25 protein-coding genes are annotated in these 25,541 nt (G+C 61.7%); 11 read left to right on the plus strand and 14 right to left on the minus strand.

Annotation, left to right across the window (positions count from 1 at the left end; all coding sequences use genetic code 11):
* Genes CSC67_RS02500 through CSC67_RS02510 form a run of 3 tightly spaced genes read right to left on the minus strand, consistent with a single transcriptional unit; the run spans position 1 to position 2,391 of the window.
* On the minus strand, positions 1-978 hold the full coding sequence (locus tag CSC67_RS02500) for an EamA family transporter (RefSeq protein WP_342447665.1): 978 nt from the start codon (positions 976-978) through the stop codon (positions 1-3).
* A gap of 6 nt (positions 979-984) precedes the next feature.
* Positions 985-1,272, minus strand: a complete 288-nt coding sequence (locus CSC67_RS02505) for a metal/formaldehyde-sensitive transcriptional repressor (RefSeq protein WP_118992925.1) — start codon at positions 1,270-1,272, stop codon at positions 985-987.
* Between the two features lie 9 nt (positions 1,273-1,281).
* Entirely contained in the window at positions 1,282-2,391 is a 1,110-nt protein-coding gene (locus CSC67_RS02510; RefSeq protein WP_118992926.1) for an S-(hydroxymethyl)glutathione dehydrogenase/class III alcohol dehydrogenase, read from the minus strand.
* Positions 2,392-2,609: 218 nt separating this feature from the next.
* Here CSC67_RS02510 and CSC67_RS02515 point away from each other — a divergent pair, with 218 nt between their 5' ends.
* The 3 genes from CSC67_RS02515 to CSC67_RS02525 all read left to right on the plus strand — a co-directional run bounded on the left by CSC67_RS02515 (position 2,610) and on the right by CSC67_RS02525 (position 6,281).
* On the plus strand, positions 2,610-3,827 hold the full coding sequence (locus CSC67_RS02515; RefSeq protein ID WP_118992927.1) for a TIGR03862 family flavoprotein: 1,218 nt from the start codon (positions 2,610-2,612) through the stop codon (positions 3,825-3,827).
* 164 nt (positions 3,828-3,991) lie between these two features.
* The gene (locus CSC67_RS02520) at positions 3,992-5,692 is read left to right on the plus strand and encodes an amidohydrolase (protein ID WP_245220096.1); all 1,701 of its coding nucleotides are present in this window, start codon (positions 3,992-3,994) and stop codon (positions 5,690-5,692) included.
* A gap of 10 nt (positions 5,693-5,702) precedes the next feature.
* The gene (locus tag CSC67_RS02525; RefSeq protein WP_118992928.1) at positions 5,703-6,281 is read left to right on the plus strand and encodes a hypothetical protein; all 579 of its coding nucleotides are present in this window, start codon (positions 5,703-5,705) and stop codon (positions 6,279-6,281) included.
* Between the two features lie 50 nt (positions 6,282-6,331).
* Here CSC67_RS02525 and CSC67_RS02530 read toward each other — a convergent pair whose 3' ends face one another.
* On the minus strand, positions 6,332-6,796 hold the full coding sequence (locus CSC67_RS02530) for a hypothetical protein (RefSeq protein WP_118992929.1): 465 nt from the start codon (positions 6,794-6,796) through the stop codon (positions 6,332-6,334).
* Positions 6,797-6,886: 90 nt separating this feature from the next.
* On the opposite strand from CSC67_RS02530, the gene CSC67_RS02535 reads away from it, so the two are divergent.
* Both CSC67_RS02535 and CSC67_RS02540 read left to right on the plus strand, forming a co-directional pair.
* Positions 6,887-8,176, plus strand: coding sequence for an SDR family oxidoreductase (locus CSC67_RS02535; protein ID WP_118992930.1), 1,290 nt, complete (start codon positions 6,887-6,889; stop codon positions 8,174-8,176).
* Positions 8,164-8,637 (plus strand): DUF2269 family protein, encoded by a 474-nt coding sequence (locus CSC67_RS02540; protein WP_118992931.1) that lies wholly within the window; start codon positions 8,164-8,166, stop codon positions 8,635-8,637. Before CSC67_RS02535 ends, CSC67_RS02540 begins: the two co-directional genes overlap by 13 nt.
* Before the next feature lie 81 nt (positions 8,638-8,718).
* Here CSC67_RS02540 and CSC67_RS02545 read toward each other — a convergent pair whose 3' ends face one another.
* The 5 genes from CSC67_RS02545 to CSC67_RS02565 all read right to left on the minus strand — a co-directional run bounded on the left by CSC67_RS02545 (position 8,719) and on the right by CSC67_RS02565 (position 14,502).
* Positions 8,719-9,543 (minus strand): class I SAM-dependent methyltransferase, encoded by an 825-nt coding sequence (locus tag CSC67_RS02545; protein ID WP_425337619.1) that lies wholly within the window; start codon positions 9,541-9,543, stop codon positions 8,719-8,721.
* Between the two features lie 153 nt (positions 9,544-9,696).
* Positions 9,697-11,175 (minus strand): nucleobase:cation symporter-2 family protein, encoded by a 1,479-nt coding sequence (locus CSC67_RS02550; RefSeq protein WP_118992932.1) that lies wholly within the window; start codon positions 11,173-11,175, stop codon positions 9,697-9,699.
* 95 nt (positions 11,176-11,270) lie between these two features.
* Positions 11,271-12,269, minus strand: a complete 999-nt coding sequence (locus CSC67_RS02555; RefSeq protein ID WP_118992933.1) for a xylose isomerase — start codon at positions 12,267-12,269, stop codon at positions 11,271-11,273.
* A gap of 17 nt (positions 12,270-12,286) precedes the next feature.
* On the minus strand, positions 12,287-13,369 hold the full coding sequence (locus CSC67_RS02560) for an aromatic ring-hydroxylating dioxygenase subunit alpha (protein WP_118992934.1): 1,083 nt from the start codon (positions 13,367-13,369) through the stop codon (positions 12,287-12,289).
* A 191-nt stretch (positions 13,370-13,560) separates the two neighbouring features.
* Entirely contained in the window at positions 13,561-14,502 is a 942-nt protein-coding gene (locus CSC67_RS02565; RefSeq protein ID WP_118992935.1) for a LysR family transcriptional regulator, read from the minus strand.
* Positions 14,503-14,637: 135 nt separating this feature from the next.
* Here CSC67_RS02565 and CSC67_RS02570 point away from each other — a divergent pair, with 135 nt between their 5' ends.
* Complete coding sequence (locus tag CSC67_RS02570) at positions 14,638-15,621, plus strand: MBL fold metallo-hydrolase (RefSeq protein WP_118992936.1); 984 nt, start codon at positions 14,638-14,640, stop codon at positions 15,619-15,621.
* A 37-nt stretch (positions 15,622-15,658) separates the two neighbouring features.
* Here CSC67_RS02570 and CSC67_RS02575 read toward each other — a convergent pair whose 3' ends face one another.
* From CSC67_RS02575 to CSC67_RS02585, 3 genes are all read right to left on the minus strand, one after another.
* Positions 15,659-16,381: a lytic transglycosylase domain-containing protein gene (locus CSC67_RS02575; RefSeq protein WP_245220097.1), complete on the minus strand. Its 723-nt coding sequence runs from the start codon at positions 16,379-16,381 to the stop codon at positions 15,659-15,661.
* Between the two features lie 289 nt (positions 16,382-16,670).
* Positions 16,671-17,543, minus strand: a complete 873-nt coding sequence (locus CSC67_RS02580; RefSeq protein ID WP_167752723.1) for an N-acyl homoserine lactonase family protein — start codon at positions 17,541-17,543, stop codon at positions 16,671-16,673.
* A 34-nt stretch (positions 17,544-17,577) separates the two neighbouring features.
* Positions 17,578-18,750, minus strand: a complete 1,173-nt coding sequence (locus CSC67_RS02585; RefSeq protein ID WP_118992938.1) for an ABC transporter substrate-binding protein — start codon at positions 18,748-18,750, stop codon at positions 17,578-17,580.
* 507 nt (positions 18,751-19,257) lie between these two features.
* On the opposite strand from CSC67_RS02585, the gene CSC67_RS02590 reads away from it, so the two are divergent.
* Positions 19,258-20,286 carry a TerC family protein gene (locus CSC67_RS02590; protein ID WP_118992939.1) on the plus strand — a complete coding sequence of 343 codons (1,029 nt, stop codon included), beginning with the start codon at positions 19,258-19,260 and terminating at the stop codon, positions 20,284-20,286.
* A 23-nt stretch (positions 20,287-20,309) separates the two neighbouring features.
* On the opposite strand, the gene CSC67_RS02595 is transcribed toward CSC67_RS02590, so the two are convergent.
* Entirely contained in the window at positions 20,310-21,413 is a 1,104-nt protein-coding gene (locus CSC67_RS02595) for an ABC transporter substrate-binding protein (RefSeq protein ID WP_118993181.1), read from the minus strand.
* Between the two features lie 124 nt (positions 21,414-21,537).
* Positions 21,538-21,894, minus strand: a complete 357-nt coding sequence (locus CSC67_RS02600; protein ID WP_118992940.1) for a cupin domain-containing protein — start codon at positions 21,892-21,894, stop codon at positions 21,538-21,540.
* 107 nt (positions 21,895-22,001) lie between these two features.
* On the opposite strand from CSC67_RS02600, the gene CSC67_RS02605 reads away from it, so the two are divergent.
* The 4 genes from CSC67_RS02605 (at position 22,002) to CSC67_RS02620 (ending at position 25,506) form a co-directional block, all read left to right on the plus strand.
* Positions 22,002-22,916, plus strand: coding sequence for a LysR family transcriptional regulator (locus tag CSC67_RS02605; RefSeq protein WP_118992941.1), 915 nt, complete (start codon positions 22,002-22,004; stop codon positions 22,914-22,916).
* 231 nt (positions 22,917-23,147) lie between these two features.
* Positions 23,148-23,933 (plus strand): ABC transporter ATP-binding protein, encoded by a 786-nt coding sequence (locus tag CSC67_RS02610; RefSeq protein WP_118992942.1) that lies wholly within the window; start codon positions 23,148-23,150, stop codon positions 23,931-23,933.
* The gene (locus tag CSC67_RS02615; RefSeq protein WP_118992943.1) at positions 23,930-24,736 is read left to right on the plus strand and encodes an ABC transporter permease; all 807 of its coding nucleotides are present in this window, start codon (positions 23,930-23,932) and stop codon (positions 24,734-24,736) included. Before CSC67_RS02610 ends, CSC67_RS02615 begins: the two co-directional genes overlap by 4 nt.
* Positions 24,733-25,506, plus strand: coding sequence for an ABC transporter permease (locus CSC67_RS02620; RefSeq protein WP_118992944.1), 774 nt, complete (start codon positions 24,733-24,735; stop codon positions 25,504-25,506). The genes CSC67_RS02615 and CSC67_RS02620 overlap by 4 nt, the downstream gene beginning before the upstream one ends.
* The last annotated feature ends 35 nt before the right edge of the window (positions 25,507-25,541 follow it).

The following is a 25,541-nucleotide window of genomic DNA, read 5'->3' on the forward strand; positions in this document are numbered from 1 at the left end:
CTATCGCGTACTCGACGAAACGCCCTTTTTCCGGGTGACGACGACCAGCGCCACGCCAATCGCAATCAGGCTCGCGGCCGGAAGCAAACCCGCGGGGGGAGTCTCTTTCTGCAAATAGATCGCCACAGGCACGGCCACCACCGCACCGACCGAGCCGAGCAGGCTCAGCAAAATCGGACCGCTGATTTTCTGCAGCAGAAAAAGCACCTGGAACTGCGCCGCGAACACCAGCCCCTGCACTATGATCAGCAGCGCGGGCAGGCCGCGATACAGAGGTACCGCCAGAGACTGGCCGGGCATCAGGCCCGCTAGCAGCAGCATGAGGGTAGCCGCGAGCAACATGCCCGCCGCCAGCGCTTGCGCAGAAACCCCCGGGGGCCAGCGCAGCGTCCTGTATAGATTGCCGATGGCCAGCAGCAGCGGCCCCAGCAGAACCAGGAACGCCCAGGCGAGGTCGGCATCCGGAGCCGCCTGCTGGCTCACCGCCAGAATGCCCGCCCCCGCCAGAGCGGCGACGACTCCGATCGCGCGGGCGGCCTGGAAGCCTTCCATGCCGAGAGCAAGCGCGCCCGCGTACGTGAGCAGCGGCGGCAAAGTGATCGTCAACGCCACGAAGCTGGCGCCCACGTGCGGAACGGCCGCAAAGAAAACGAAATTCGGCCCAGCGACGCCGACCAGGGCGGACACTGCATAGTATCGAAGGCTGCGAGAATCGACTGGAGGCAGATCGCGACGCAACAGCGCCACCAAAAACAAGGCCGCCGTCGCCACCACCAGCGACCACGTAAGAAACGCCAGTGGCGTGAGTCCAACGCCGCCCGCCAGTTTGACCAGATTGGTGGTCAAGCCCAGCAACGCCCCTCCGCCAAAGAGGAGAAGCAGGGGCAGTAAACGCAGGCTTTTGCCTCGACGAGGGGGCGATTGGGTGGACATCCGGAAAGGTGCAAATATTATCTTGGCATCAAGATAATAGACCATTGCCCTTTATTTCAGATACGTGCGCAGAATCTTCATAAGCGACTCGATTTCCGCATCCGGGTCGACGACCGCGCGAGGAACGTCCTCTTTCGAAGTGCCGAACAATTCGCGCAGATGGCTGTCGAGGACTTCGGCCATCAGGCCGTTCGCCGCGCCGCGAAGCGCGGCGATCTGCTGGAGCAGCAAGCTGCAGTCCGTTCCTTCCTCGACCGCCCGCTCAAGGGCCTGGACCTGGCCCTTGATGCGGCGAAGGCGCATGACGGCGCGCCTTTTGTCCTCTAGGGAGTGAGGCATGAGGTATCGCTAGTAATTGATCACCGTGCGAATGGACTTGCCCTCATGCATGAGGTCGAATGCTTCGTTGATATCGTCCAGATCGCGCGTATGCGTGACAAACGGAGCTAGGTCGATGTCTCCCTTCATGGCGTCTTCGACCATGCCGGGCAGTTGGGAGCGCCCCTTGACGCCGCCGAAGGCGGTGCCCAGCCAGCGGCGGCCGGTGACGAGCTGGAACGGACGGGTGGAGATTTCCTGTCCGGCGCCCGCAACGCCGATGATGACCGACTGACCCCAGCCCCGGTGTGCGCATTCGAGGGCGGCGCGCATGACGTTGACGTTGCCGATGCATTCGAAGGAGTGGTCCACGCCCCATTCGGTCATCTCGACGATGACTTGCTGGATGGGCTTGTCGTGATCCTTGGGATTGATGCAGTCGGTCGCGCCGAACACCTTGGCCAGGGCGAACTTGTCCGGATTGGTGTCGACGGCGATGATGCGGCCCGCCTTCGCCTGCCGCGCGCCCTGGATCACGGCCAGGCCGATGCCGCCCAGGCCGAAGACGGCGACGCTGTCGCCCGGCTGCACCTTGGCGGTGTTATGGACCGCGCCGATGCCGGTGGTGACGCCGCAGCCAAGCAGACAGACGTGCTCGGGATTGGCGTCGGGATTGATCTTGGCCAGGGACACTTCGGCCACCACGGTGTACTCGCTGAACGTCGAGCAGCCCATATAGTGGTAGATGGGTTGTCCGTTATAGGAAAAGCGCGTGGTGCCGTCGGGCATCAGGCCTTTTCCTTGCGTGGCGCGCACGGCTACGCACAAGTTGGTCTTGCCGGACTTGCAGAACAGGCACTGGCCGCATTCGGCGGTATAGAGCGGAATGACGTGGTCGCCCGGCTTGACGCTGGTGACGCCTTCGCCGACTTCCACCACGATGCCCGCGCCCTCATGTCCCAGGACGGCGGGAAACACGCCTTCCGGGTCTTCGCCGGACAGCGTGAACGCATCGGTATGGCACACGCCGGTGTGCGTGATCTTGATGAGCACCTCGCCTTTGCGGGGCGGTTCGACGTCGATCTCGACGATTTCCAGCGGTTTTCCGGCCTCGAAAGCTACTGCTGCACGTGATTTCATGGCTTGGTCCTTAATAGAGGGGAACAGTGCCGGCCGCACATCGGCGCCCCGCCCTGAACGATATGTAGACAGGCTCCCAGCCCATCGGATTGAAATGGATCGATACTGGGGGGCAGTATAAACCATGATGATGGCTTTGCGCGAGGCCGGGCGCCGCATACGTTATGCTACCGTGGCGTTTTCCCGGCGCGTCCGCGCAATTCGATCATAGTCATCCAATGTCTTCTAGTACCGTAGCCGTCATAGGCGCCGGCCCCGCCGGGCTGATGGCGGCCGAAGAACTGTCCAGGGCCGGCATACACGTCGCGGTCTACGATGCGATGCCCTCCGTCGGACGTAAATTCCTCCTGGCCGGACGCGGCGGACTGAACCTCACTCATAATGAGCCCCCGGCCGCGTTCCGGTCGCGCTTCGGCGATCGCGCAGCGCAGGTCTCGCCCTGGCTGGACCAACTGGATGCCACAGCATTGCGCCAATGGGCCCTGGATTTGGGTGTCGAGACCTTCGTCGGCTCGTCGGGACGAGTCTTTCCTCGTGAAATGAAGGCCGCGCCCTTGCTGCGGGCGTGGCTGCGCAGGCTGCGGGCCGGCGGCGTCGAGTTCCGTACGCGGCATGTGTGGCGAGGCTGGAGCGACGACGGTGCTTTGCAGTTCGATACGCCGCAGGCCGCGGTGAATGTGCGCCCGCATGCCGTCGTGCTGGCCTTGGGTGGGGCCAGTTGGCCCCGCCTGGGGTCCGACGGCGCATGGCAAAGCGTGCTCGAAGCGCGCGGCGTCACCGTAGCACCGCTGCGCCCCGCCAACTGCGGCTTTCTGGCCGGGTGGTCAAGCTATTTTTCAGAGCGTTTTGCAGGCCAGCCCCTCAAAGCCATTGCCATGGCGCCGGAAGGCGGCTTCGACATGCGCCGAGGCGAATGCATGGTCACCGCGGACGGCCTGGAAGGCGGGCTCATCTACGCGTGGTCGTCCGTCCTGCGCAATACCTTGCTGAGCGACGGCGTCGCAAAGCTGTACATCGATTTGCTGCCCGACCGGGACCCGGCGCAGGTGCTGGCCGAAGCGGCCCGCCCCCGCGGCGCGCGCTCCTGGTCGAGCCACCTGAGCGGCCGCCTGGGCCTGCGCGGCGTGAAAACGGCGCTGCTGCATGAATGCCTGCCCAAAACCGCGTTCAACGATGCGCAGGCGCTGGCGGCGGGCATCAAGCGCCTGCCCATATCGCTTGTCGGCCTGCGGCCCCTGGCGGAAGCCATCAGCACCGCGGGCGGCGTGCGGTTCGAGGAATTGGACCAGAACCTGATGCTGCGGACGCTGCCCGGGGTATTTTGCGCCGGAGAAATGCTGGACTGGGAAGCGCCGACGGGGGGATATCTATTGACCGCCAGCTTCGCCAGCGGACGGGTGGCCGGCCGGGGCGTTCTCTCTTGGCTGACCGGATGACATGAAGCCTGCCGGATGGCATCCGCCGCTGGCAGGTGCCGGAAGGTCGGGGGTAATACTAATAGATGCTTAAATGGTTGAAGCACAAAATAGTTTATCCTCATAACGCCGTTCCGCTGGTGTTGTTTATCGACCATTCCCAGCCTCTTCATAAGGAGACCGCGATGCGCAACCGGTTTGTAGCCAGAAAGAGTCTGCTGGTCAGCACCACCGTGATGGCCATGGCGCTGTCAGCGTGCGGGGGCCCCAAAGGGAGCGCGGACGTTGCCGCTTTGGAAGCCGCCGACGCCGTCTACACCAACGGCAAGGTGGTAACAGTCGACGGACACTCCACGATCGCCCAGGCCTTCGCAGTGAAGGACGGGAGATTCCTTGCTGTCGGTTCCTCTTCCGACATGCAGCGTCATGTCGGCACGAACACCCGCGTCGTCGACCTGCGCAACAAGACGGTCATACCCGGCTTGGCGGACGGGCATCTCCACGATCCGGGCGGCGGCCCCGGAATCGATCTGTCGCAGGCGCGCAGCCTTGCAGAACTGTTCGCGAAGGTATCCGAAGCGGCGGCCAAAGCCCGGCCCGGCGATGTCCTGGTATCCAATATGGACTGGCACGAGGCCCAGCTGAAGGAAGTCCGCACGCCCACCCAGGCCGAACTCGAAAAGGCCGCGCCCGGCATCCCGCTGGTTCTGGTCCGCGGCGGGCACACCTATTTCCTCAACACGACGGCGCTCGCCAAGTGGAATATCACTCCGACTACTCCCGTTCCGCCCGGCGGGGCGCTGCCCAAAGACGCAAGCGGTGCGCTGACGGGCGAAGTCACCGGCAATGCCAAGGCGCTGGTCAAGCTGCCGCCGCCGCGTCCGACGACGCTCGCGGACGTCAAAGCCAAGCAGCGCGTCCTGAACTCGTACGGTTTGACCAGCGTACGAATCCCCGGCACCGACACCGAGGCCTATCGCCAGTATCAGGCGGTGCGCGATGCAGGCGACGCTTCGGTCCGGTACAGCGTGCTCTTCTGGGGGCATGAAAACTCCCCCGCGAGCTTCGAGGCAGCCGGCATCAAGCAGGGCGAAGGCGACGAATGGGTGAAAGTCTGGGGCATCAAGCTGGGCGTCGACGGCGGATTCGAAGGCGGCCTGATGTCGAAACCCTATGCCGAGCCCATGGGCAAGAATGGCACGTACTTCGGCCTGGACAGAGCCCCGCAAGACGCTTTCAACAAGCAGGCGGTCGCCTGGAACAATGCCGGCTGGCGCGTCGCGACGCACGCGGTGGGCGACGCCGGCATCGACAAGACCCTGGAGGCTTATGAAGCGGCCAACGCCAGCAAGGACATCCGGCCGGCCGGCTGGACCATCGAGCACGCATTCATCAGCCGGGCCGACCAGTACCCGCGCATGAAAGCGCTCGAGCTGCGGCTCTCCGTGCAAGACCACCTCTACCTTGCCGCTCCTGTTCTCAAGAAATACTGGGGCGCGCAGCGATCATCTCAAGTCACGCCTTTGAACACTTATCTGGACCTGGGGCTGGTTGTCGCCGGGGGCACCGACGCGCCTGTGATTCCGGTCAATCCATTCTGGGTGATGTATCACTTCATCACGCGGGACACGATGATGGACGGCATATATGGCAAGAATGAAGCGGTGGCGCGCGAAGACGCGCTGCGGCTCATCACCATCAACTATGCCCGGTTGACCGACGAGGCGGACATCAAGGGGTCCATCGAGCCGAACAAGCTCGCCGACTTCGTGGTACTCTCCGACGATCTGATGACCATCCCGGTGGAGCAGATCGAAGACCTGAAGGCGCTTGCCACCTTCGTGGGCGGCAAGAAGGTCTACGAGGACGAGAGTGTCGAGCTCTAGCGGAAAGCGAATGAAAGACAGCCTGGGCCGCAGGCCCGCAGGGCAGGCGCTTTTCCGCTGCCTGGGCCCTCTCTTTCTCGCCACCGCGATGCTGGCCGCGCCGGTTCATGCCCATCCCGTGGCCGAACCCGCAACGGCGCCCTCCCATTCAGGCGGCCACTCGCATGGGCATCACCACGTCCCGCCCGAGCATCGGCTGTCGCCGTCGGATTTCGAGGGGGCGCCGGAAGACCTGGTGCTTTGGGGGGAACTCGCCAAGACCGGCGTCACCCGCAAAGCCGGCCGCTACGACGTCGCATTCCTGCCTCCGGTGCTGGCGCTCGAGGGCAGGACCATCACGCTGATAGGGTTCATGGCGCCCGTGCACCCCGGCGAGCGTGAAAAGCAGTTCCTGCTCAGCGACACGCGCTTCCTGTGCGACACATGCCAATCCGCGCCGGCGCCGCAGTCGATCGTGGAAGTGAATGCGAAAGAGGGGCAGCCGGTTCACGAGCGGCCCATCATGGTCAGGGGAAAGCTGGAGCTCGTGCGCGACAGTCCGCACGGCCTGATCTACCGGTTGCATGATGCAACCGTGATTCAACGATGAGCCCGCCGGTTGCGTGGGAATTGCAATAAGCCGCTGTCTACATCGGGCCGCTATCTGGACCTCAACAGCGTATGCAAGGCCAGTCCCACGCCGAAGGCGATGTATACACGGGTCAGCGACGGCTTGCTCAGCCGGCGTTCAAAGCCCGGTGTCAGGCGTTCGGGCGTACAGTACAGGTCCACCACACAGGCCGTCGCCGCGACGCCGCCCGCCAGGGTCAGCGCCTGGGCCTTGGAAGGCTCGGGCCGGCAGCGGCTCAATAGATACTCATACCCCAAGGCCCAGAAAATCGATGCTGCGTGGTGTATGCAGTAACCGGCCGCACTGTAGCGCAGCGAACCCTGCTGCTTGTGCAAGGCCTCGTCCCCCCACAGCCAATGGCTTATAGCGTTTACCGGAGCGATGGCGCCGCGGCAATCGCGCGCCCCGCCATGCAGCAAGGCGCCCGTCGACACGGCGCTTGCGTAACTGCCCGATATCGCGGCACGCTTCAGTACCCTTACCAATGTTTTCATTTATGGACTCCTGTGCGGCCCGCGGCCACCTAGAATAGCAAGACACGCTGGCTATCCTTGTAACGATCTGTTGACGCTTTCGGGGCCGACATGAAGATATTGCTGACTGGCGCATCGGGCTTTATCGGACGACATCTGCTCGATGCCTTGCTGGATGCGGGCCACGAAGTAAGCTGCGCGGTCCGCAAAGCCCGAACCGACCCCAGGCCGGGCCTGTCTCAGTTCATCGTCGACTACAACGACGCGCAACAGGCGCGGGACTGGACGCCGGCGCTGGACGGCGTGGACGTCGTCGTCAATGCCGTGGGCATCCTGCGCGAATCGCCCGGCCAGACCTTCGATGCGCTGCACCGCGCCGCACCCATTGCGCTGTTTACCGCCGCGGCGCAGGCCGGCGTACGCCACATCGTCCAGATCTCGGCGCTGGGCGCCGACGAGCAGGCCACGTCGCGCTACCACCTCAGCAAGAAGGCGGCCGACGACTTCCTGCTGAGCCTGCCGACGCGAAGCACCATCGTGCAGCCTTCGCTGGTCTACGGCCCCGGCGGCGCCAGCGCCGCCCTGTTCGAACGATTCGCCAGCATGCCCCTCATTCCCGTGCCCGGCGGGGGCGGCCAGCAGGTGCAGCCGGTGCACATAGACGATGTAGTCGGCGCGCTGCTGCGCATTGTCGAATCTTCGCCGGCAACCGATACCCGCATCGCCGTCGTGGGCCCCCAGCCTCTGACCATGCGCGCCTTCTATGCGGCCTTGCGCCAAGCCATGGGCTTTACCCGCCCCGCGCGCTTCGTCGGCATACCGATGTCTTTCATGCGCATGGCGGCCAAGGCCGGCAGCCGCCTGCCTGGCGGCTTCCTGGACGACGAAACGCTGGGCATGCTGCAGCGGGGCAACACGGCCGACGCCGCGCCGCTGGTTTCCCTGCTGGGGCATGAGCCGCGCGCCCCGAGGCAGTTCGTGCCGAGCGGCTACGCCAACGCCGTGGCGACCCAGGCGCGGATGCGATGGCTGCTGCCCGTGCTGCGCTGGTCCATCGCGCTGGTATGGATCATTACCGGCTTGGTGTCCCTGGGACTGTATCCCGTCGAGCAAAGCTATGCATTGCTGGCGCGCACGGGCACGCCGACCCCGCTGCAGCCGCTGTTTCTGTACGGAGCGGCGGCGCTGGACCTATTGCTCGGCGTATTGACCATACTGCCCCGACGACGACGCTGGATCTGGCTGGCCCAGGGCGTGCTGGTGCTCGCCTACACCGTCATCATCACCCTGAAGCTGCCCGAATTCTGGCTTCATCCCTATGGTCCGGTGCTGAAGAATCTGCCTTTCCTGGCAGCCCTGTGGATTATTTACGAGTTGGAGGACCGGCCTTGGACTACCTGATCGTGAAGTGGCTGCATGTGCTGAGCTCCACCCTGCTGTTCGGCACAGGCATAGGCAGCGCCTTCTACCTCTTGCTTGCCAGCCTGTCCAAAGACACGGCGGTCGTCGCAAAAGTATCGGGCTACGTGGTCATTGCCGACTACCTGTTTACCGCCACCACGGCGATCGCCCAGCCGCTGACCGGATTCTGGCTGGTGCACCTGGCGGGGTTTCCGCTGTCGGCGGCATGGCTGTATTACTCCATCGTCCTCTATGCGATCGCCATCGCGTGCTGGCTGCCCGTGGTGGGCATCCAGATCCGCCTGCGCAATCTCGCTCGCGATGCCGCCTTACGGCAGGCGCCGCTGCCGCCGGCCTACTGGCGCTGGTTCTATGCCTGGATCGCGCTGGGCATCCCCGCTTTCTTCGCCTTCGTCGCCATCTTCTATCTGATGGTGTTCAAGCCCGTCGCCTTCAGCTGACATGAGGTGGCCGCTACAGCGTCATACTCTCGTCACGGCTGAAGCGGGAAGCGTTGCCGATGCGACGCGCAGCCATAGGCGTCAAGGCTTCACGAACTTCAGCGTCATGCGGTCGCTCTCGCCGATGGCCTGGTAGCGCTCGCGGTCTTTGTCCTTGTTCCGGTAAGTGGGCGGCAAAGCCCATACACCGTTCGGATGGTCGGCGGTGTCCCTGGGGTTGCCGTTGATCTCGGATTTTCCCGCCAGCTCGAAGCCGACGCTTTTTGCCACGCCGATCACATAGGATTCGTGCATATAGCCCGAACTGGCGGTGGCGTCCTGAGGCATATCCTCGGGAAGGCGGTGTTCCACCACGCCGAATACGCCGCCCGGCTTCAGCGTGTCGTAGACGCTCTGGAATACGCGCTTCATGTTGTCGTCGCCATAGGACAACCAATTATGCAGATTGCGGAAGGTCAGCACGAGGTCGGCGCTGCCGGCCGGCGCAAAGCTCAATTCGGTGGGCGGCTCGAAGACCGCAAGCTGCACCTTGCCGAAGCGGTCGGGGTCGGCCGCCAGTTTCTTCTTGAAGTTGACGGTATAGCCGCGGCGGTACTCCGTGGGCGAGTTCTCGCTGTACGCGGCTGCGATGTAGTGGCCTGCGTCGCGCAGGTACGGCGCGAGAATTTCGGTATACCAGCCTCCGCCGGGGCTAAGCTCGACGACGGTCATCGTGGGCTGGATGCCGAAGAACGACAGTGTCTCGTAGGGATGGCGGGCGGCATCGCGCTGCGCGTAGGCGGGCGTGCGCTGATCGCTGGCGACTGCGGCCTTCAGGGCTTCGTCGGCGCCGGGGGCGGCTGCAAGCGCGGTGGACATCATGCCGAAGGCGATCACGGCGGCGCAGGCTTGTCTCGTGTAGTTCATTGTCGGGCAACCTCGGTGGGAACAATCATGCTCTCAGCCGGGCGTCCGTAGAGTGGCCATAACGAGACCAGGCGCGGCCGCCGGCGGGAAACGCCAGCATACAACGTATCCGCGCAATATTCGATTACGCAGGGCCGGCTCCCTTCTCTTGTCTCAATTCTCGGCTTTCACGGCCGCAGCCAGGGTTTCGGCGTGTCGACGTCCCGTACTGTTGAAAAAGATATTGAGCACGACGGCAGTGATGGACGTCAGCAGGATGCCTGATTCGATCAAGGGATGAATGGCATGAGGCAGCCATTGGCTGAAGCGCGGAGCGACCATGGGGATCATGCCCACTCCGATGGAGACTGCGACAATCATGGCGTTGTGGCGGTTGCTTCGGAAATCCACGCCCGACAGAATGCGGATGCCGGTGACCGCCACCATGCCGAACATCACGACACCGGCGCCGCCGAGCACGGCGGTGGGCAGCGATTCCATCAGCGCCGCGAGCTTCGGCAGCAGGCCCAAAGCGATGAGGATGACGCCCCCGGCAACGCAGACGTAGCGGCTGCGCACGCCGGTCACGGCCACCAGGCCGACGTTCTGCGAATAGCTGGTGTACGGGAATGTATTGAAGATGCCGCCGATCAGGGTGCCCAACCCGTCGGTGCGCAGGCCGCGGGCGAGATCGGCTTCGGTGATTTTCTTATCGGTCATCTCGCCCAGGGCGAGAAACATGCCGGTTGATTCGATCATGACCACGATCATGACCAAAGTCATGGTGGCGATCATGACGAGGTCAAAGCGAGGCATGCCGAAATGGAAGGGGTGTACCAGGGCGAACCAGGGCGCGCTCGCGACTTTGTCGAAGGTCATGAGCCCCAGCGCCGAGGCCAGTATGGCGCCGATGGCGATGCCGAGAAGAATGGCCGTATTGGCGATGAATCCCTTCAGATATCTCGAGATGAGAAGAATGGACGCCAACACCACGGCGGCGATGCCCATGCCGACGAGGTCCGCATACCGCGGGTTGGGTACGGACGGCAGGATGGACAGACCTTGCGGCATGGGCGATAGCGGCGAATTGGCGTCCGCGCCCAGCTCGGAGGCTTGCCGCAGCCATCGCGCATGCTCTGGATCGATCAAACTGGGCGCTGTCGGCCCCACCGGCGTGCCGAATATCCAATTGATGCCGACGCGCATAAGGGTGATGCCGATGATGGCGATGATGGTGCCTGTGACCACCGGCGGAAAGAAGCGCAGCAGCCGGCTCACCATGGGCGCAATGATTATGGAGACAACGCCCGCCGCGATAATGGTTCCGAACAGGAACTGCGCAGCAAGCTCTCCGTGGCCGGCGATGGCGACCATGGGGCCGACGGCGGCGAAGGTCACGCCCATCATGACGGGCAGCCGAATGCCGAACCATTGTGTCGCTCCCAGCGACTGGATGAGGGTGACTATGCCGCAACAGAACAGATCGGCCGAAATCAAGAAGGCGACGTCGCTCGGGCTCAGATTCAGCGCCCGCCCTACGATGAGGGGTACGGAGACCGCCCCGGCATACATCACCAGCACATGCTGCAGGCCAAGTACGGCGAGCTTGCCGCCGGACAAGGACTCGTTCGCCAACGAGGAATTTGCTTGCATTGCGCGTCTCCTTTGGTTTTGTAATGAGTACAGTCCGGCTGTCGGATCTTCGTCCGGCTCGATACATCCTTCATCAGCCACGCTCGTCGGCAGGCTTACGTCATAGCGTCGACGTTTTTCGGTTCGGCCTGGATTTGCGCCCAGGTTTCGCGGAACCATTCCGCGATCGCCACATTCTGTTCGAACAAGGAATATTTCACGCCGCCGCCATAGTCGGCCATGTCGATCATGTCGGTTGTGATATAGCGCAAAGGACTGCCGGGGGTGTCTCTATGGTGACGAAGCAACCGCCGCACCACCTCCTTGCACGGTTCGACGCGATAGGCGTGCCAAGGAAGATGCCATTCACCTGGCACTGGCTTGGCAAATGGGTACTGACAGGCGCGCCCATAGGTGCCTCCTTCCTTTAGTTCCCATGGGTTCTTCGGCCCGTTGGGAGAAACAGGACGGATTTGCAGCCAGTGAATCATGTTCTGGGCGATCCATTCATCAAGAACGTTGCCTTCTTCATAGGGATCGATGACGCAGCGTCCTGCTTCTACGTCGTCGCGGATGCCGCTGACCGTCTGCTCTTCCGGGTTGTCCAGCTTCAAGAGCACATGGCTATGATCCAGTATGAAGTTGAAAGGCACACCCTGGCTTCTGACTTGCTGCGCAACTGGAGTGATCCGCCTGAAGTCCTCCGACCACATATATATGTGCACCTCGAAGCCAATGTCGATATTGAGCTTTTGCCCCAGCTCATGAGCCAGGAGGTAAAAATCGACGCACTCCTTGTCGGTGACAACATGCCCTTGCGCATGCCTGGCATGCAACATGATGTTGTGGAACTCGCCGCCGGCCTCCTTACTCAAGCGCAAGTTGCGCTCCAGAACGGCTTCGTCCTTACCAGCGACGTAAGTCCACAGGCCCGTGCGGATGGGAATGCCATAGCGCTGGGAGGCAAGCAGATACTCCCGCTCCTGGCCCGGTTGCGGCATGCGATCGAAATGATCGAAGACGCGCGACTCCTTCAACATTCGGAACTGGTCGTCCACCGAAACAGGCCGATCGTGCTGGATCCCGCGGCCATTGCAGCCAAGTGAAAATATCATCACGGGTTCCTTGGCGGTCAGGAAGAAAAAGCAGGCTGGGAAGCTCGGCGAGCGGCCGCGGTCTGACCGGCTTGCTCGGGCTGCTCCTGGGCCCGCAGGCCTTCTATCATCCGGCGTATGCGCACCGGCGCATTGTCGATGGCCAGCCCGGTGTATTCCCTGACGCCCGTACGCTCCTGCTCGATCTGGACAAGCTCGAGCAGATCCGCGTCCTCTTTGAAGGTCAGGTTCATCAAGTGGGCCACATCGTCCGAGGCTTGGGCATCGGCCGGATGATAGTTGCGCACATGCAGCCAGAAGTAATGCGTGGTCGATTCGGTCTCGGGCGTCAGAAAATTGAAGCTGAACGAGCGGATGCCTTTGTCCTTGTTCTCTTCGGTGGGTTCGACCCCCGCCGCGATGCTGCCGAAATCGACGCAGGACACCGACGGCAAGTACAAGTAATAGTACTGCCAGCGATCCACGTTTCCGGTGAACTGACCCATGCGCGCAACCAGGGCGACCGGAGGGGCGTCTTTGATCCAGCGATAGGCCAGCACATGCGATGCGCCCTGTTCGACCTGGACGCCGACGTCTTCACCGGCCTCATTGCCGATGGTGTTCCGGTGCACATAAGAGGTGTGGGCGGGGTCCACCAGGTTATCGGTGATGTTCAGGTAGTTGGTCTTGAAGTGCAGGTACTGCCCGTCCACCACTCCCCAGCCCGCGTCCTCATAGTGCGGCACGTCGACGATAGGCGTCGCCTCGGCCAGTTCGGGGACTCCCATCCATATCCAGACGGCGTTGTACCGCTCCACGAGAGGATAGGATCGAATATGCGCGGAACGCGGGATGCTCTGCTGGCCGGGCACGCGCACACAGGCGCCCGAGCAGTCGAACGTCATGCCATGGTAGCCGCATTCGACGAAGTCCCCCTTGAGCCGGCCGACCGAAAGAGGGGCCAGCTTGTGGGGACAGCGGTCGACCAGCGCCACGGGCGTGCCGTCTTCGCGGCGGTAAAGCAGTATCTGCTCGCCGAGAATCGTGCGCGGCAGCAGTTCGCGCCCCACGTCTTTGCTCCAGGCCGCAACGTACCAGGCATTCTTTACAAAAGTGCTCATGTCTCCTCCTTCAGAACCGAATCATTCTCAAGCGTCCGGCGGTGCGATTCATTGTTCTGTAAACCAGTGTAGCGGCCCGGGTCCGTGGCGCATATCGGCAAATAAACAGCAGCGCGTTGCATTTTCTGCAACTGAAAAGCGGGCTGTCCCGCAAGGGGTCGACGACGTTCTGTTCGCGGCCGATGATCGGCTTAGCCGGCCTTGCCGGCTCCGCCCCGCGTGGCGCTTTCCTGCTTGGATAGCCGTTGCAGTGCTTCGCCGAGCAAGGCGGCGCAAAGGTCGACGGCCGGGGGCAGAACGCGCTCCGCGCGCACATAGATGCCCAGATTGGCCTTGGGCGCATTGCCGCGCAGGCTTTTATAGACCAGCCGGCCGTCCGCCAGCAGAGAGTCCAGGCCGACGCGGGTATGAAATGCAACGCCCAGGCCGCGGATCGCCAATTGGCGCATGAGCTCGATCGAGTCGGTTTGCAACTGTAGGGACGTGGGCGCAGGCAGGGTCGTCAGCAGCGGCTCCATCAACGCGCGCAGGGCAAGGCTCGGGTTTGCCAGAATGAGGGGATAGCGGGCACAGTCCCGAAATCCGACGCTGGCGCATTTCGCCAAGGGATGGCCGGCCGACATGATGGCGCCCACCCGGAACTGCCCGGCGCTGAGGCATCGCAGCTCGGCGTGCGGAGGCATTGAAAACGCCAGGCCGATGTCCGCGTCACCGCTCAACACAAGGTCGCCGACCTGCCTGGAGCCATGCGTATAGGTATGTATATGGATCTCTGGGTGCCGGCGCAGCATGGTCTCCAGCACATTGGGCAGAAAATCCGTGGTCAGCCCCTCGACGCTGGCCAATCGGACCTCTCCGCGCTTGACGCCTTGCAGCTTGGCCAGCTCGATCGACGTCCGCTGCTCATCCTGGAGTATGGCGATGACATGCTGGGAGAATATCTCGCCCGCCTGCGTCAGGCGCAGCCCGCCTGGCAGGCGGTCGAACAGCGGCAGGCCGACCTCTTTTTCCAAATTCAGGAGTTGGCGATTGACGGCCGAAGCATCGACGTGCAGCTGCCGCGCCGCCGCCCGGATCGATCCGGTCCTGCGTATCGTGTCGAAGTACCGAATGGCCTTGGCGTGAACGCGCATACACCTCCCCTTGCATGGAAGATCGGTTGACGATCATTACAACTGCTCATTATTTATTATTTCTCATGCGGTAAATCCACATTCGTAAACCTATACTGGGCGCTCGCAATAAATCAGTATTACAGAGGCGAGGCAATGAAAGGGAAAAGCACTTTTTTGCTGGGGATGCTGCTGTGCTCCAGCCTGGGTTTTTCAAGCGGCGCGTTTGCAGAGAATCAAGCGGCCAGCCCAAGCACCAAATTGGTGACGCTGGGAACCGTCGCAGGACCGTTCCCGATGAAAAACAGGGCTCAGAACTCGAATCTTATTGTCGTCAATGACCAGTCGTACGTATTCGATGCGGGAGACGGAGCTGCTCGAAGGCTCGCCCAGGCGGAAATTCCCCTGAAAGACATCGGCACCATATTTGTCTCCCACCATCATGACGACCATACCGCGGGACTGGCTACGCTCATGTCTGTCGCATGGGACAGCAAAAGGACCGAACCCATCAATGTGTACGGCCCTAAAGGCACCCGGCAACTCGTCGAGACCGCCGTTCAGTATTCAAACCCCAGCGCCATTCTCAGGATCGAAGATGGAGGCCGTTCCATACCGATTCAAAAGATATTCCGTGGGCATGACGCAGAGCCGGGACTTGTCTATGAAGATAAAAATGTAAAGGTTTACGCTGCGGAGAACACACACTTTGATTTTCATAAGAACAAGACGGAATACGACCAGTCTTTTTCCTACCGGGTGGAAACTCCCGACCGCGTCATCGCCATTACCAGTGACACGGGCCCGAACCCCGCTACGGAAAAACTGGCTCAAGGCGCTGATTTTCTGGTTGCTGAACTAAACTCGGTTCAGGCCCGCAAGCAGATCTTGATAGATTCGGGGCAGTGGGACAGCCACACACCCGAAGAAAAAGAAAGAATCATGCAACAGGCGTCGCAAGGGCATTTATCGCCAAAGGATGTAGGCGAGCTGGCGACAAGGGCCAAAGTCAAGACAGTCATCCTGACCCACCTTACGCCCAAGTTCAACAGCGACGACTACACAGCAGAAGCGCTCGAGGTGCGCAAGCACTACAACGGGCCGGTCATCGTGGCACAGGACCTGGACACCTTTTTCTAATGAAGAGGGCGCGCGATCATGTGCGCCCGCCACGAATTCAACCGGCGTATTCCGCCGAGGCCTCCTCGGTCAGCCATGAGGCGGTCGCCACCTCCGCCGCGGCCAGGTCGGCGACCTGAGCCAATTTGCGCGACTCGCCGATGACGGTCTTTGCATAGCCGCGAGTATTGCCGGAATACTTGGCCAGGGCCTTGGAGAGATCGCCCCCCACCAGTTCCAGATACTCTTCGAGGATGTCGGCGCCCACGCGGACGTTGACGGCCGGGTCAAACAGCGACTCGGACGCCCGCAGCTTCTCGCGGTGCCAGCGCCGCACCACCTGCATGAGGCCTTGGGCGCCGTAGCTGCTTTGCACCTTGGGCTGAAAAGTGCTTTCCCGGTGCATGATGGCGATCAGAAGCTCGGGACTGAGCCCGGTGCGCCGCCTGGCTTCGGCCCATGCCAGGTGCACATACTGCTGTACCGCCAGCGCCGGTTTGCCCAGCTTCCGGGCAAGATACTCGACCTGCGCCTGCTTGCGCGCGTCGTCGACGATGGATTCGAGGTCTTGTACGCGCTCCAGGTCGATGCCCGATGCAGGTTCATGCTGTGCGGGTTCCACATGGTCATCCGCGGAAGGCATGGACTCAGGCAACTGGTAGCCGGGTTCGAGGGAGGTAAGCTGAGTGGACGCCAGCGCGGCCGTGTCGTTGGTAGACTCGACGGCCCATGCACCGGGGGTGGCGAACAAGCCGCCCGCAAGGCACAGCGAGGCAGCCAATAAAGAGGTTCGATTCTGAGCTAGGCGATAAAGCGATTCAACGCAATTGAGTAAAGTTTTCTTGGCAAGCATCGGCCCTGGACCCATAACCACCCTTGCCCGCAGGAGAACGCCCCCGAGAGTTCAGGCTTCATGGGATTGATGATGGGTGATCGGCGTTTGTACTGCGTGGCGCCGAGCACGTACTGAAGGTTGATTCAAGCAAGCGGGCGCCTCGGGCGCCGCTTTGTCCTCCAGAACCATAACATTGAAAACATTTTCGTGGTGCTAAAGGGTGTAAACGTAAGTGTCACCGTGCTTGAGTTTCCAACGATGTCCGCCCCAGCAACGACGCATGCCGCCCGGCAAGGCAAACCTCTGCAAAGCGCACCCCTTCGCGCTCTCCGGACGGATAGCGGTTGAACAGCTCTATATCGTGGCCCGGTATCAGTCTTGCAAGGTCGGCCCCCGCAACGTCTTTCATCCTGTTGAACTCGCGCAACATATTCCACGGATTTCCCTGCGAATACCCCGGAGGCCACATGCGATTCAAGTTCTCGAATGTGTAGCAGCAATCGCCCGCAACGACATAGCGCCCCCGCTCCGTGGCGACATCCACCCACTGGCTGCCGAAAGTGTGCGTATCGCGCGCAAGTCTGCACGTAACGCCCGAAGCAATCTCGGCATCGCCTTCCAGGAACTCGACTCTGCCTTCTTGAATGGCATGCTCCAGGAGATCGAAGTCGTTCACATTCAGCGAGGAGAATGCCCAGTCGGCCTTCGTCACCTTGCTGGTGTCGTGCTGGTCGAGCACCTGACGCCAGGCGTCGTACTCGTATCGTTGCAGATAGATCTTTGCGTTGGGAAAGTTATGGAAGTTGCCGGCATGGTCGAAGTGCATGTGCGTCAGCACGATCTTGTCTATGCTCTCGGGCGCGTAGCCAAAACGCTGCACGAGCAGGTCGCTTCGAACGAAGTCGGCAAAACCGGCGCCGGTCATCGACCCGGCGGCTTCGAAGCCGGTATCGACAAGAATGGTCTCGCCGTCCGTCGAACGCAGCAAAGTGACCAGCATCGGCGCGTCGACTTTGCCGCGGTTGCTATGGACCGGAGCGCCGTTCAAGAAATCATAAGGCAGCTTGCCCACTGCATAGCAAAAGCTCCAGATGCTCCAGTCAGTCATATGTGTACTCCCTTCATTCTGATATGCGCGCTTCTCAAACCCCGGGGTCCTTGAATTTCTCGACCTTGTCGAATTCGATGTTGTAGAGCTTGCCGTCGACTTTCTCGGTGCGGCGCAGATACACGTTCTGCACGACATCACGCGTTTCGGGATCGATGCTGACGGGGCCCCGCGGGCTCGTCCATTCCAGGCCCTTCATCGCCTCTACGAGCTGCTGCCCCGTGGCATCCGGCCCCGCTTTCTGAAGCGCGGCGTAGATCACATGCATGCCGTCGTAACCGCCGACGGACATGAAATTGGGACGCATCGAATCCTTCACGAAAGCGCGGAAAGCCTCGACATAGGCCTTGTTCTCGGGCGAATCGTGCGCAGCCGAGTAATGCCCCGAGGTGACCGTGCCCAACGCCTCGTCGCCTATCGTGGGCATGAAATAGTCGTCGAGCAAGCCGCCGGTGGACATGAGCTGGATGCCGGCATCACGCAGCCCGCGCTCGACAAACTGCTTCATCAGAGTAACGCCCGGGCCCGGCGGCAGGAACACAAACAGGCCGTCGGGCTGCAAGTCCTTCACGCGCTGCATGAACGGCGAGAAATCGGGCCCCACCAACGGCACGCGTATCGAGTCCAGTACCTTGCCCCCTGCGTCGGTATAGCGCTTTACGAAGACCTTCTCGGAGTCCAGGCCCGGACCGTAGTCGGAGACCAGCGTCACCACCGTTTTGATATTGGCCTTCGGATCTTTGGCGGCCCAATCCGCGATGGGCGCCGTCACCTGCGCCTCGGTCATCGACGTGCGGACAATGTAGGGCGATTTGTCGACGATGGACGACGTGCTGGCGGACATGACCACCATCGGCACCTTCGCCTGCGTTGCGATCGGAGCCGTCGCAAATGCCAGCGGCGTAAGCCCGAAGCCGGCCAGCGCCTCGACACCCTCCTTCACGACCAGTTCCTGTGCCAGGCGCTTGGTGAGTTCGGGCTGAACCCCGCCGTCGTCCTTGACAATGATCTGGATCTTGCGGCCCGCGACGGTATCGCCGTGTTGCTCCATATACAGCCGCGCGCCGGCCTCGATCTGCTTCCCGAACGAAGCGAACGGCCCCGACATGGGCAGAATGAGGCCGATCTTGAAGGGCTCTGCCGCATGGGCCGCGGCGGCCACGGCCAAGCAGCCGAGCGCCGCCACGGTTCTGAATATCCTTTTCATTTATGTCTCCGGTTGACTCAGCGACCGCCAAAAGCTGTCTGCTGACAATGAGTTTTCTTGGAAAACTCGGCTCTTTTCGTTGTACCGGCTTCTCTCGGCCAGTTGGTTCAATGAAACCCGCGATCGACATTTTCCATTTTATCGATTTTTTATTCAAGTTTCGATTTCAATGCTCAATATCGATGCACCACAGTCGATCGTAGATATTTCCACTCCGGAGCTTTATGAAGCCGCGAGGATCCGAGCTACGCCCGGCCGGCGAAAAAAGAGTTGACGATGGCACGCGTTTTCTGCTTTACTCCTAACCCTCTCAAAGGGGAGTAGCTGGCACATGCGCCCAAGTGCGTGGTGCTTACGGCGCCGTCATTACGACACTGGTCGATTGGCAGCCACCGGTGTTCGGTGCCGTATCTCAGGACACAACGCGTCCTAAGCGGCGAGACCAGCGAGGTTTCCGAAAATTTATCGCCCAAGCGTTGCCGGCCTGGGTGGCGGAACTCGTCTACGATGACCTCGATCGCTACACCCTTGATGTGGACGCTTTTTACAGCGTTCGTCCTGATTGCGCTCGCAATCGATTTTCTGGCACTCAACCGGCAAGGTTCGCACACCGTCAGCATGCGGGAAGCGACCATATGGTCGTTGATCTGGGTGGCGGTGTCGTTTCTGTTCGTGGGCTGGCTGTGGTGGTATCTAGGCGGCACCGGCCTCGACCCCGGTTTGCGGGAGCTGGCGGACGCAAAAGCGCTGGAGTTCGTGACCGGCTATCTGGTGGAGAAGGCGCTCGCGGTCGACAATATCTTTGTCTTCCTGATGATCTTCACCTATTTCGCCGTGCCCGCGCCTTTTCAGAAGCGGGCTCTGATGATCGGGATTCTGAGCGCGCTCGTTCTGCGCGCCGTCATGATCCTGATCGGCGCTTGGCTGATCGTCCGGTTTCACTGGCTCATGTACGTGTTCGGCGCATTCCTGTTGTTCACAGGAGTAAAAATGTGGCGGGCGGCTGGCCAGGAGCCCGACCTTGGGAACAATCCGGCGCTGCGCTGGGTGAACAAGCGCATGAAGGTCTCGCCCGACTACGACGGTGAAAAGTTCTTCACGACAGCCCATGGCGTAAGAATGGCTACGCCCTTATTGGTCGTGATTCTGCTCATCGGCATTGTGGACGTCGTGTTCGCGGTAGACTCGATCCCGGCGATTTTTGCGATTACGACCGACCCCTTCATCGTGCTCACGTCGAATGTCTTTGCGATACTCGGACTGAGGGCAATGTATTTTCTGTTGGCGGGCATGCATGAGCGGTTCCACTTGCTGTCATACGGGCTCGCAGTCATCCTGGTCTTCATCGGCGCCAAGATGCTGCTCATAGACATCTACAAGATACCCATCGCCTGGTCTCTCGGCTTCACGGTCACCGCACTGCTGGCCGCCATGGCGTTATCGCTGAAGATTCCCGCCAAGCCCGGCGCTTCCGGAACAGCGTTTCCGTTCAAACCGAAGCCTAAAGCCAAAGCTGCCCCGGAAAACAAGGAATAGCGGCGCCGGAGCGGGGCAGCGTTTTACTCCTTCAACAGCTTCCAGCCGCCCTCTTTCACCGTGATGAGGACCCGCCCCCGCTCGTCGAAACCGCTATGGTCTTCAGGAGTAATGGTGTATACGCCCTGGGTTCCCGCAAGCTCTTGCGTATTTTCCAAAGCGTCGCGCAAAGCGGAGCGGAACTCGGGGGTACCGGGCTTCGCACGCTTCAGCGCCTCCGGGATGGCATGGGATAGCAGCAGGCCGGAATCGTAGACCGCGGCGCCGAATGTTGCCGGCACCACACCATAACGTTCTTTGTACGCCTGCATATACCGCGTGGCAACCGCTTTTGAAGGATGTTCGTCGGACACTTCTTCCACCACCAGCATCAGGCTGGCCGCCAGGATGGTGTCTTCCACATTGCTTCCGCCCAGTTGTAGGAAACTGTCCATTGCCGCGCCGTGCGTTTGGTAGATGCGTCCTTTATAGCCGTGGTCCCGCAAGGTCGCCTGCGGCAGTACGGCACTCGCTCCCGGTGCGGCGACCAGTACCGCATCGGGATTGGCCGCCCGTATCCTCAAGCTTTGCCCCGTTACCGATGTATCCGGTCGATTGAACCGCTCATTGCCGACTATCTTTATGTCGTGCTCGCGGGTCAAGCGGCCAATCACCTGGCTCCAATTTTCGCCGAACGAATCGGCGGTTCCGATGACCCCCAGGGTCCTGACCTTGCGGTCGACCATGTCCTGGACCAAGGCCTTAGCGATGATGTCGTCATTCTGGGACGGCTTGAACATCCATTTTTTCTCTTCGGTCATGGGAACGACGACCGCCGCGCCGCCCGACAACGTCAACACCGGCGTCCCGGTCTCCGCCGCGAACTGCATCACCGCCATGGCATTCGGCGTACCGGTGGGGCCGATAATGGCGTCGACATTGTCTTCGTTGACCAGCTTCTTGAACGCGCTTACCGTGGCCGTCGGGTCGCTTTTGTCGTCCAGAGATATATATTGAACCGGCTGGCCCGACACCTCGGCGGGCAATAGAGCCACGCTGTTTTTTTGCGGGATTCCGATAAGCGACATGGGCCCGGTTCCCGAAGTAATGACGCCGATCTTTACGTCGGCAAAGGCTTGAGTCGACATCGCGGCCGAAAGGGCAAAGGCGAATAGTGTTCTGCGAAGTTGCACGGCAACCTCCTTGATAAGCAAGACGAGAAAAAATCGGCGCGCCTGCGGGCGCCGGGCCGGCTGGCCGGATGGCGGCGGACTACCAGCCCGGGCGATCTTCGCCCTGGGTCACCAGTACCACTGTTTCCTCCAGCGCAGTTTCAGTATGGGGATGATGCGGATCCAGAAAGTACACGCTGCCCGACTTCGCCTCGATGACCCCGGACCCGTCCTGCTCCACTTTCATACAGCCCTTCACGACCATGACCTGAACCCATTTGGTGTGAATGTGGCGCCTGATCACATGCCCCTTCTCCAGGCGGTAGAAGCCCGACCGGACATCGTAGTTGCCCTCGAATATCACAGCTTTCTGCATGATGCTGCCGTGGACGTTCACGGGCTCGTAACGGGCATCACTGCTGTCTATATGGCGCAGGCCAGTTGTTGTGGTGGACATTTTTTGCTTCCTCCGGATATGTTTATATCGCCGCCGCTCGGGCCGGACGTTCTGGAAGCGTAGCCAGCGTGGACATATATGTGAACTGCATAGTAAAAATATAGGTTATGCATAGGACGAATCTGCGCAACGTCGACCTGAATCTGCTCGTGATCACCGCGGCAGTGCTGAAGGAACGAAACCTTACCCGGGCCGCCACTCAGCTTCACATGAGCCAGCCCGCCGTAAGCCATGCCCTGGCTCGCGCACGCGAACTCTTCCGTGATCGCCTGCTCGTGCGCTCGGGAAACGAAATGCTGCTTACGGCCCGAGGCAAAGCGTTGGCGGCCGAGATCGAAGCGCTGCTCGAGTCTGTGCGGGACATGCTGAACGAAGGCGAATTCGATCCGCAACAGGCGACCGGCAAGCTGAGGCTCAAGGCCACTGAAGGCGCCGTCATGGTTGTCCTGACTTCGGTCCTGGCGGATATCACCAGAGCCGCTCCACGGGTATCCGTCGACGTTTCCAGCGGCATGGCGGACGCCTATGGCGGCTTGCGCAACGGCGGGGTCGACGCTCTTCTGGACGTCGTCGGCACCCCTTTGGGACGCGAATTCCGCACACAGGACCTCTTTTCCAACACTTTGGTGGGGGTGTGCAGTATCCGGCGCAAGCCGCGCGGAAAGAGAATAAGCCTGAAAGAATATAGCGAGGCGGCTCATGCCGCCATCGAGACCGGCACCAACGTTCTTCTGGAGCGGGCGCTGGTCGCCCAAGGCGTGAAGCGCACCGTTGCACTCAGTCTGCCCGGCTTTGTCACGGCCGCGGCGGCGGTGGCTCAATCCGATCTGCTGCTTACCGCACCCAGAACCCTGGGCCTCAAAGCCTGCGAACTGTTTCCGTTGCAGACGTTTGAGCTGCCGTTGAATCTCGCTCCTGTTACCTTGACGCTGGTCTGGCACGAACGCGATGACGGAGACAGGCTGCAGCAGTGGATGCGGACGCGCATCATTGAGATGGGCAGGACGATCGGCGATTTATGAGCCATCCCTGCCCCGAAGGCTTACGCCTTTTGCCTTCGACAGCCCTCATCTTTCCTCTTCTCATAGCCAAGCAGTCCCGCGCCACAGCGACATCCAGAGCTTCTAAGTAAAAACCCTGGATATGGGCGGCCACATGTCATTCCGGCGAAATCTGGTACTACAATATTACAATCCCACAAACTGACCGCCGGCTTTGTCCAAGACGAACCGTCTCCCGATCACCGATTTCCTATGACTCGCATGCCCGCCCCGAACGATCAGCCATTGGTGGAATTCCGCAACGTCGATCTCATGATCAAGGGGCAGGAAATTATCAAGGATCTGAGCTTTACGTTCGGAGCGGGCGAGTTCGTGTGCGTCATCGGGCCTTCCGGCTGCGGCAAGACCACCACGCTCCGGCTCATCGCCGGGCTCGCTCGGCCGACGGGCGGTTCGGTGTTCTACGCCGGCGAACCGGTCAAGGGACCGCGCCCCGACGTGGCCGTGGTGTTCCAGGACTATGGCAAGGCCTTGCTGCCGTGGCGCACGGCGGCGGGCAATATCCAGCTCGTGCTGGATACCTTCAAAGTGCCTCGCTCGGAACACCGCGCGCGCATCGACGCGCTGCTGGCCAAAGTCGGGCTCGCGGGCAAGAACGACGCATACCCCGCCGAAATGTCGGGGGGCATGCAGCAGCGCCTGCAAATCGCGCGCTGCCTAGCTCAGCAGCCGCGCCTGCTGCTGATGGACGAACCCTTCGGGGCGCTGGACGCAATGACGCGGCAAGCCCTGCAGGACGAAATGCAGTCCATCGTCGCCGACACGGGCACCACTGTGTTCTTTGTCACCCACGATCTCGAAGAAGCCGCCTACCTTGGCGACCGCGTCATCGGTCTGCTGCCGCACCCCGGCAGGCTGGGCGTGGACCTGGGCTCTACCCTGCCCCGGCCCCGCGACCAGTTGACGACGCGCGAAACACCCGGCTTTCTGCAGATGCGGCACACGCTTTTCAACTTCATACGCGGGGCGGAGCAATGACCGCGGCGCGGCGCGACAGCGAACCGACTCCTTCCCCCCGCCGCCGCATCGTCCCGCGCGGGCTCCGGCTGCCGCTCGTACTCATCGTGATGTGGGAAGGCTGGTTCACCGTATCGGATTCGGCCGGCACAAGCCTGGCCCCGCCTTCGCAAATCGCCGCCGCTTTCTTCTCGCTTTGGATGGACGGCTCCATGCTGACGGCCACGCTGCAAACCATCGCCGCCACCCTGATCGGCCTGGCCATAGGCGGTACGCTGGGCATCGTCAGCGGCCTGTTTCTGGGCCTCTCCCGCAGCTTCGACCGTCTCATGGAAGTCACGGTGGAGGTCAGCCGCCCGATTCCGCCCGTAGCGCTCATCCCGATCGCGCTGATGATCTTCGGTTTCGGGTACCGGCTCGAAACCAGCATCATCGCGTTCAGCGTGGTCTGGCCGGTCATGATACTGACCCGCTCCGCGATCAACAGCGTCGAACCCCAGTTGAAGGAGTACGCCAGCCTGTTGCGGCTGAGCCTGTGGGACAAGATCCGCAAGATCATCCTGCCGGCCACATTGCCCACCCTGTTTGTCGCGCTGAGGCTGGGCGCGAGCATCGCGCTGATCCTGGCCATCACGGTCGAGATCACCATCAACCCCATCGGCCTGGGCAGCGGCATCATGACGGCGCGCATGTCTCTGAACCCGGCGTACATGCTGGCCTATCTCGTCTGGATAGGCTTGATCGGCCTGGCGCTGAACGCCTCGCTGCTTGCCCTGCAGCGCCGCTGGTTCGATTACACCCGCCCCCGGGGAGGCGCGCGATGACACGCTACCTGAACAGCCTCGGCTGGAAAACGGCCAGCGTACTGGTCTGGTGCGCGCTGCTGCTGCTCTGGCAGCTCATCGCCGACGCCGGACTGGTGCCGCGCATCTTCCTGCCCGGGCCCGACGCCACCTGGGCGGCCCTGATGCGCGGACTGGAAAGCGGGCGCATGACCGGCATGCTGCTGGCCACGACTGAACGCATGCTTCTGGGATGGCTGCTGGCTTCGCTGGCCGGCATCGCCCTGGGCGCAGTCATCGGCATGTCCGGCACGCTGCGCGCCTACCTGGAGCCGACGCTCGAAGCCCTGCGCCCCCTGCCCTCGTCAGCCATCATTCCCGTGGCCATCGCCTTGTTCGGCCTGGGCGACGGCATGGTCTACACCGTCATCTGCTTCGGCGCGCTCTGGCCCATGCTGCTGTCCACGATACACGGCTTTTCCAGCGTGGAACGCACGCTCTATGAGTTCGCGCACAGCATCGGCATGTCGCGCATGCAAATCATCATGCGCATCGCCCTGCCCAGCTCGATGCCGGAAATACTCGCGGGCATGCGCGTCAGCCTGACCATCACGCTGATCCTCACCATCGTGGTCGAGATGCTGGCGGGACAGCCGGGGCTGGGCACATGGATATTGCTGGCCGGCCGCGCCTACCGGGCGCCCGACGTTTTCGCCGGCATCCTGCTGCTCGGCGCCCTGGGCTATGCGAGTTCTTTGCTTTTTTCCATCACCGACCGGTTCCTGTTGCGCTGGCGCCGCCAGACGGCATGATCTTGCAGCAATACTTTCATTCCTAGAGAGATATT

The sequence above is a fragment of the Pusillimonas caeni genome, from assembly GCF_003545815.1.
Taxonomy (GTDB): Bacteria; Pseudomonadota; Gammaproteobacteria; order Burkholderiales; family Burkholderiaceae_B; genus Pusillimonas; species Pusillimonas caeni.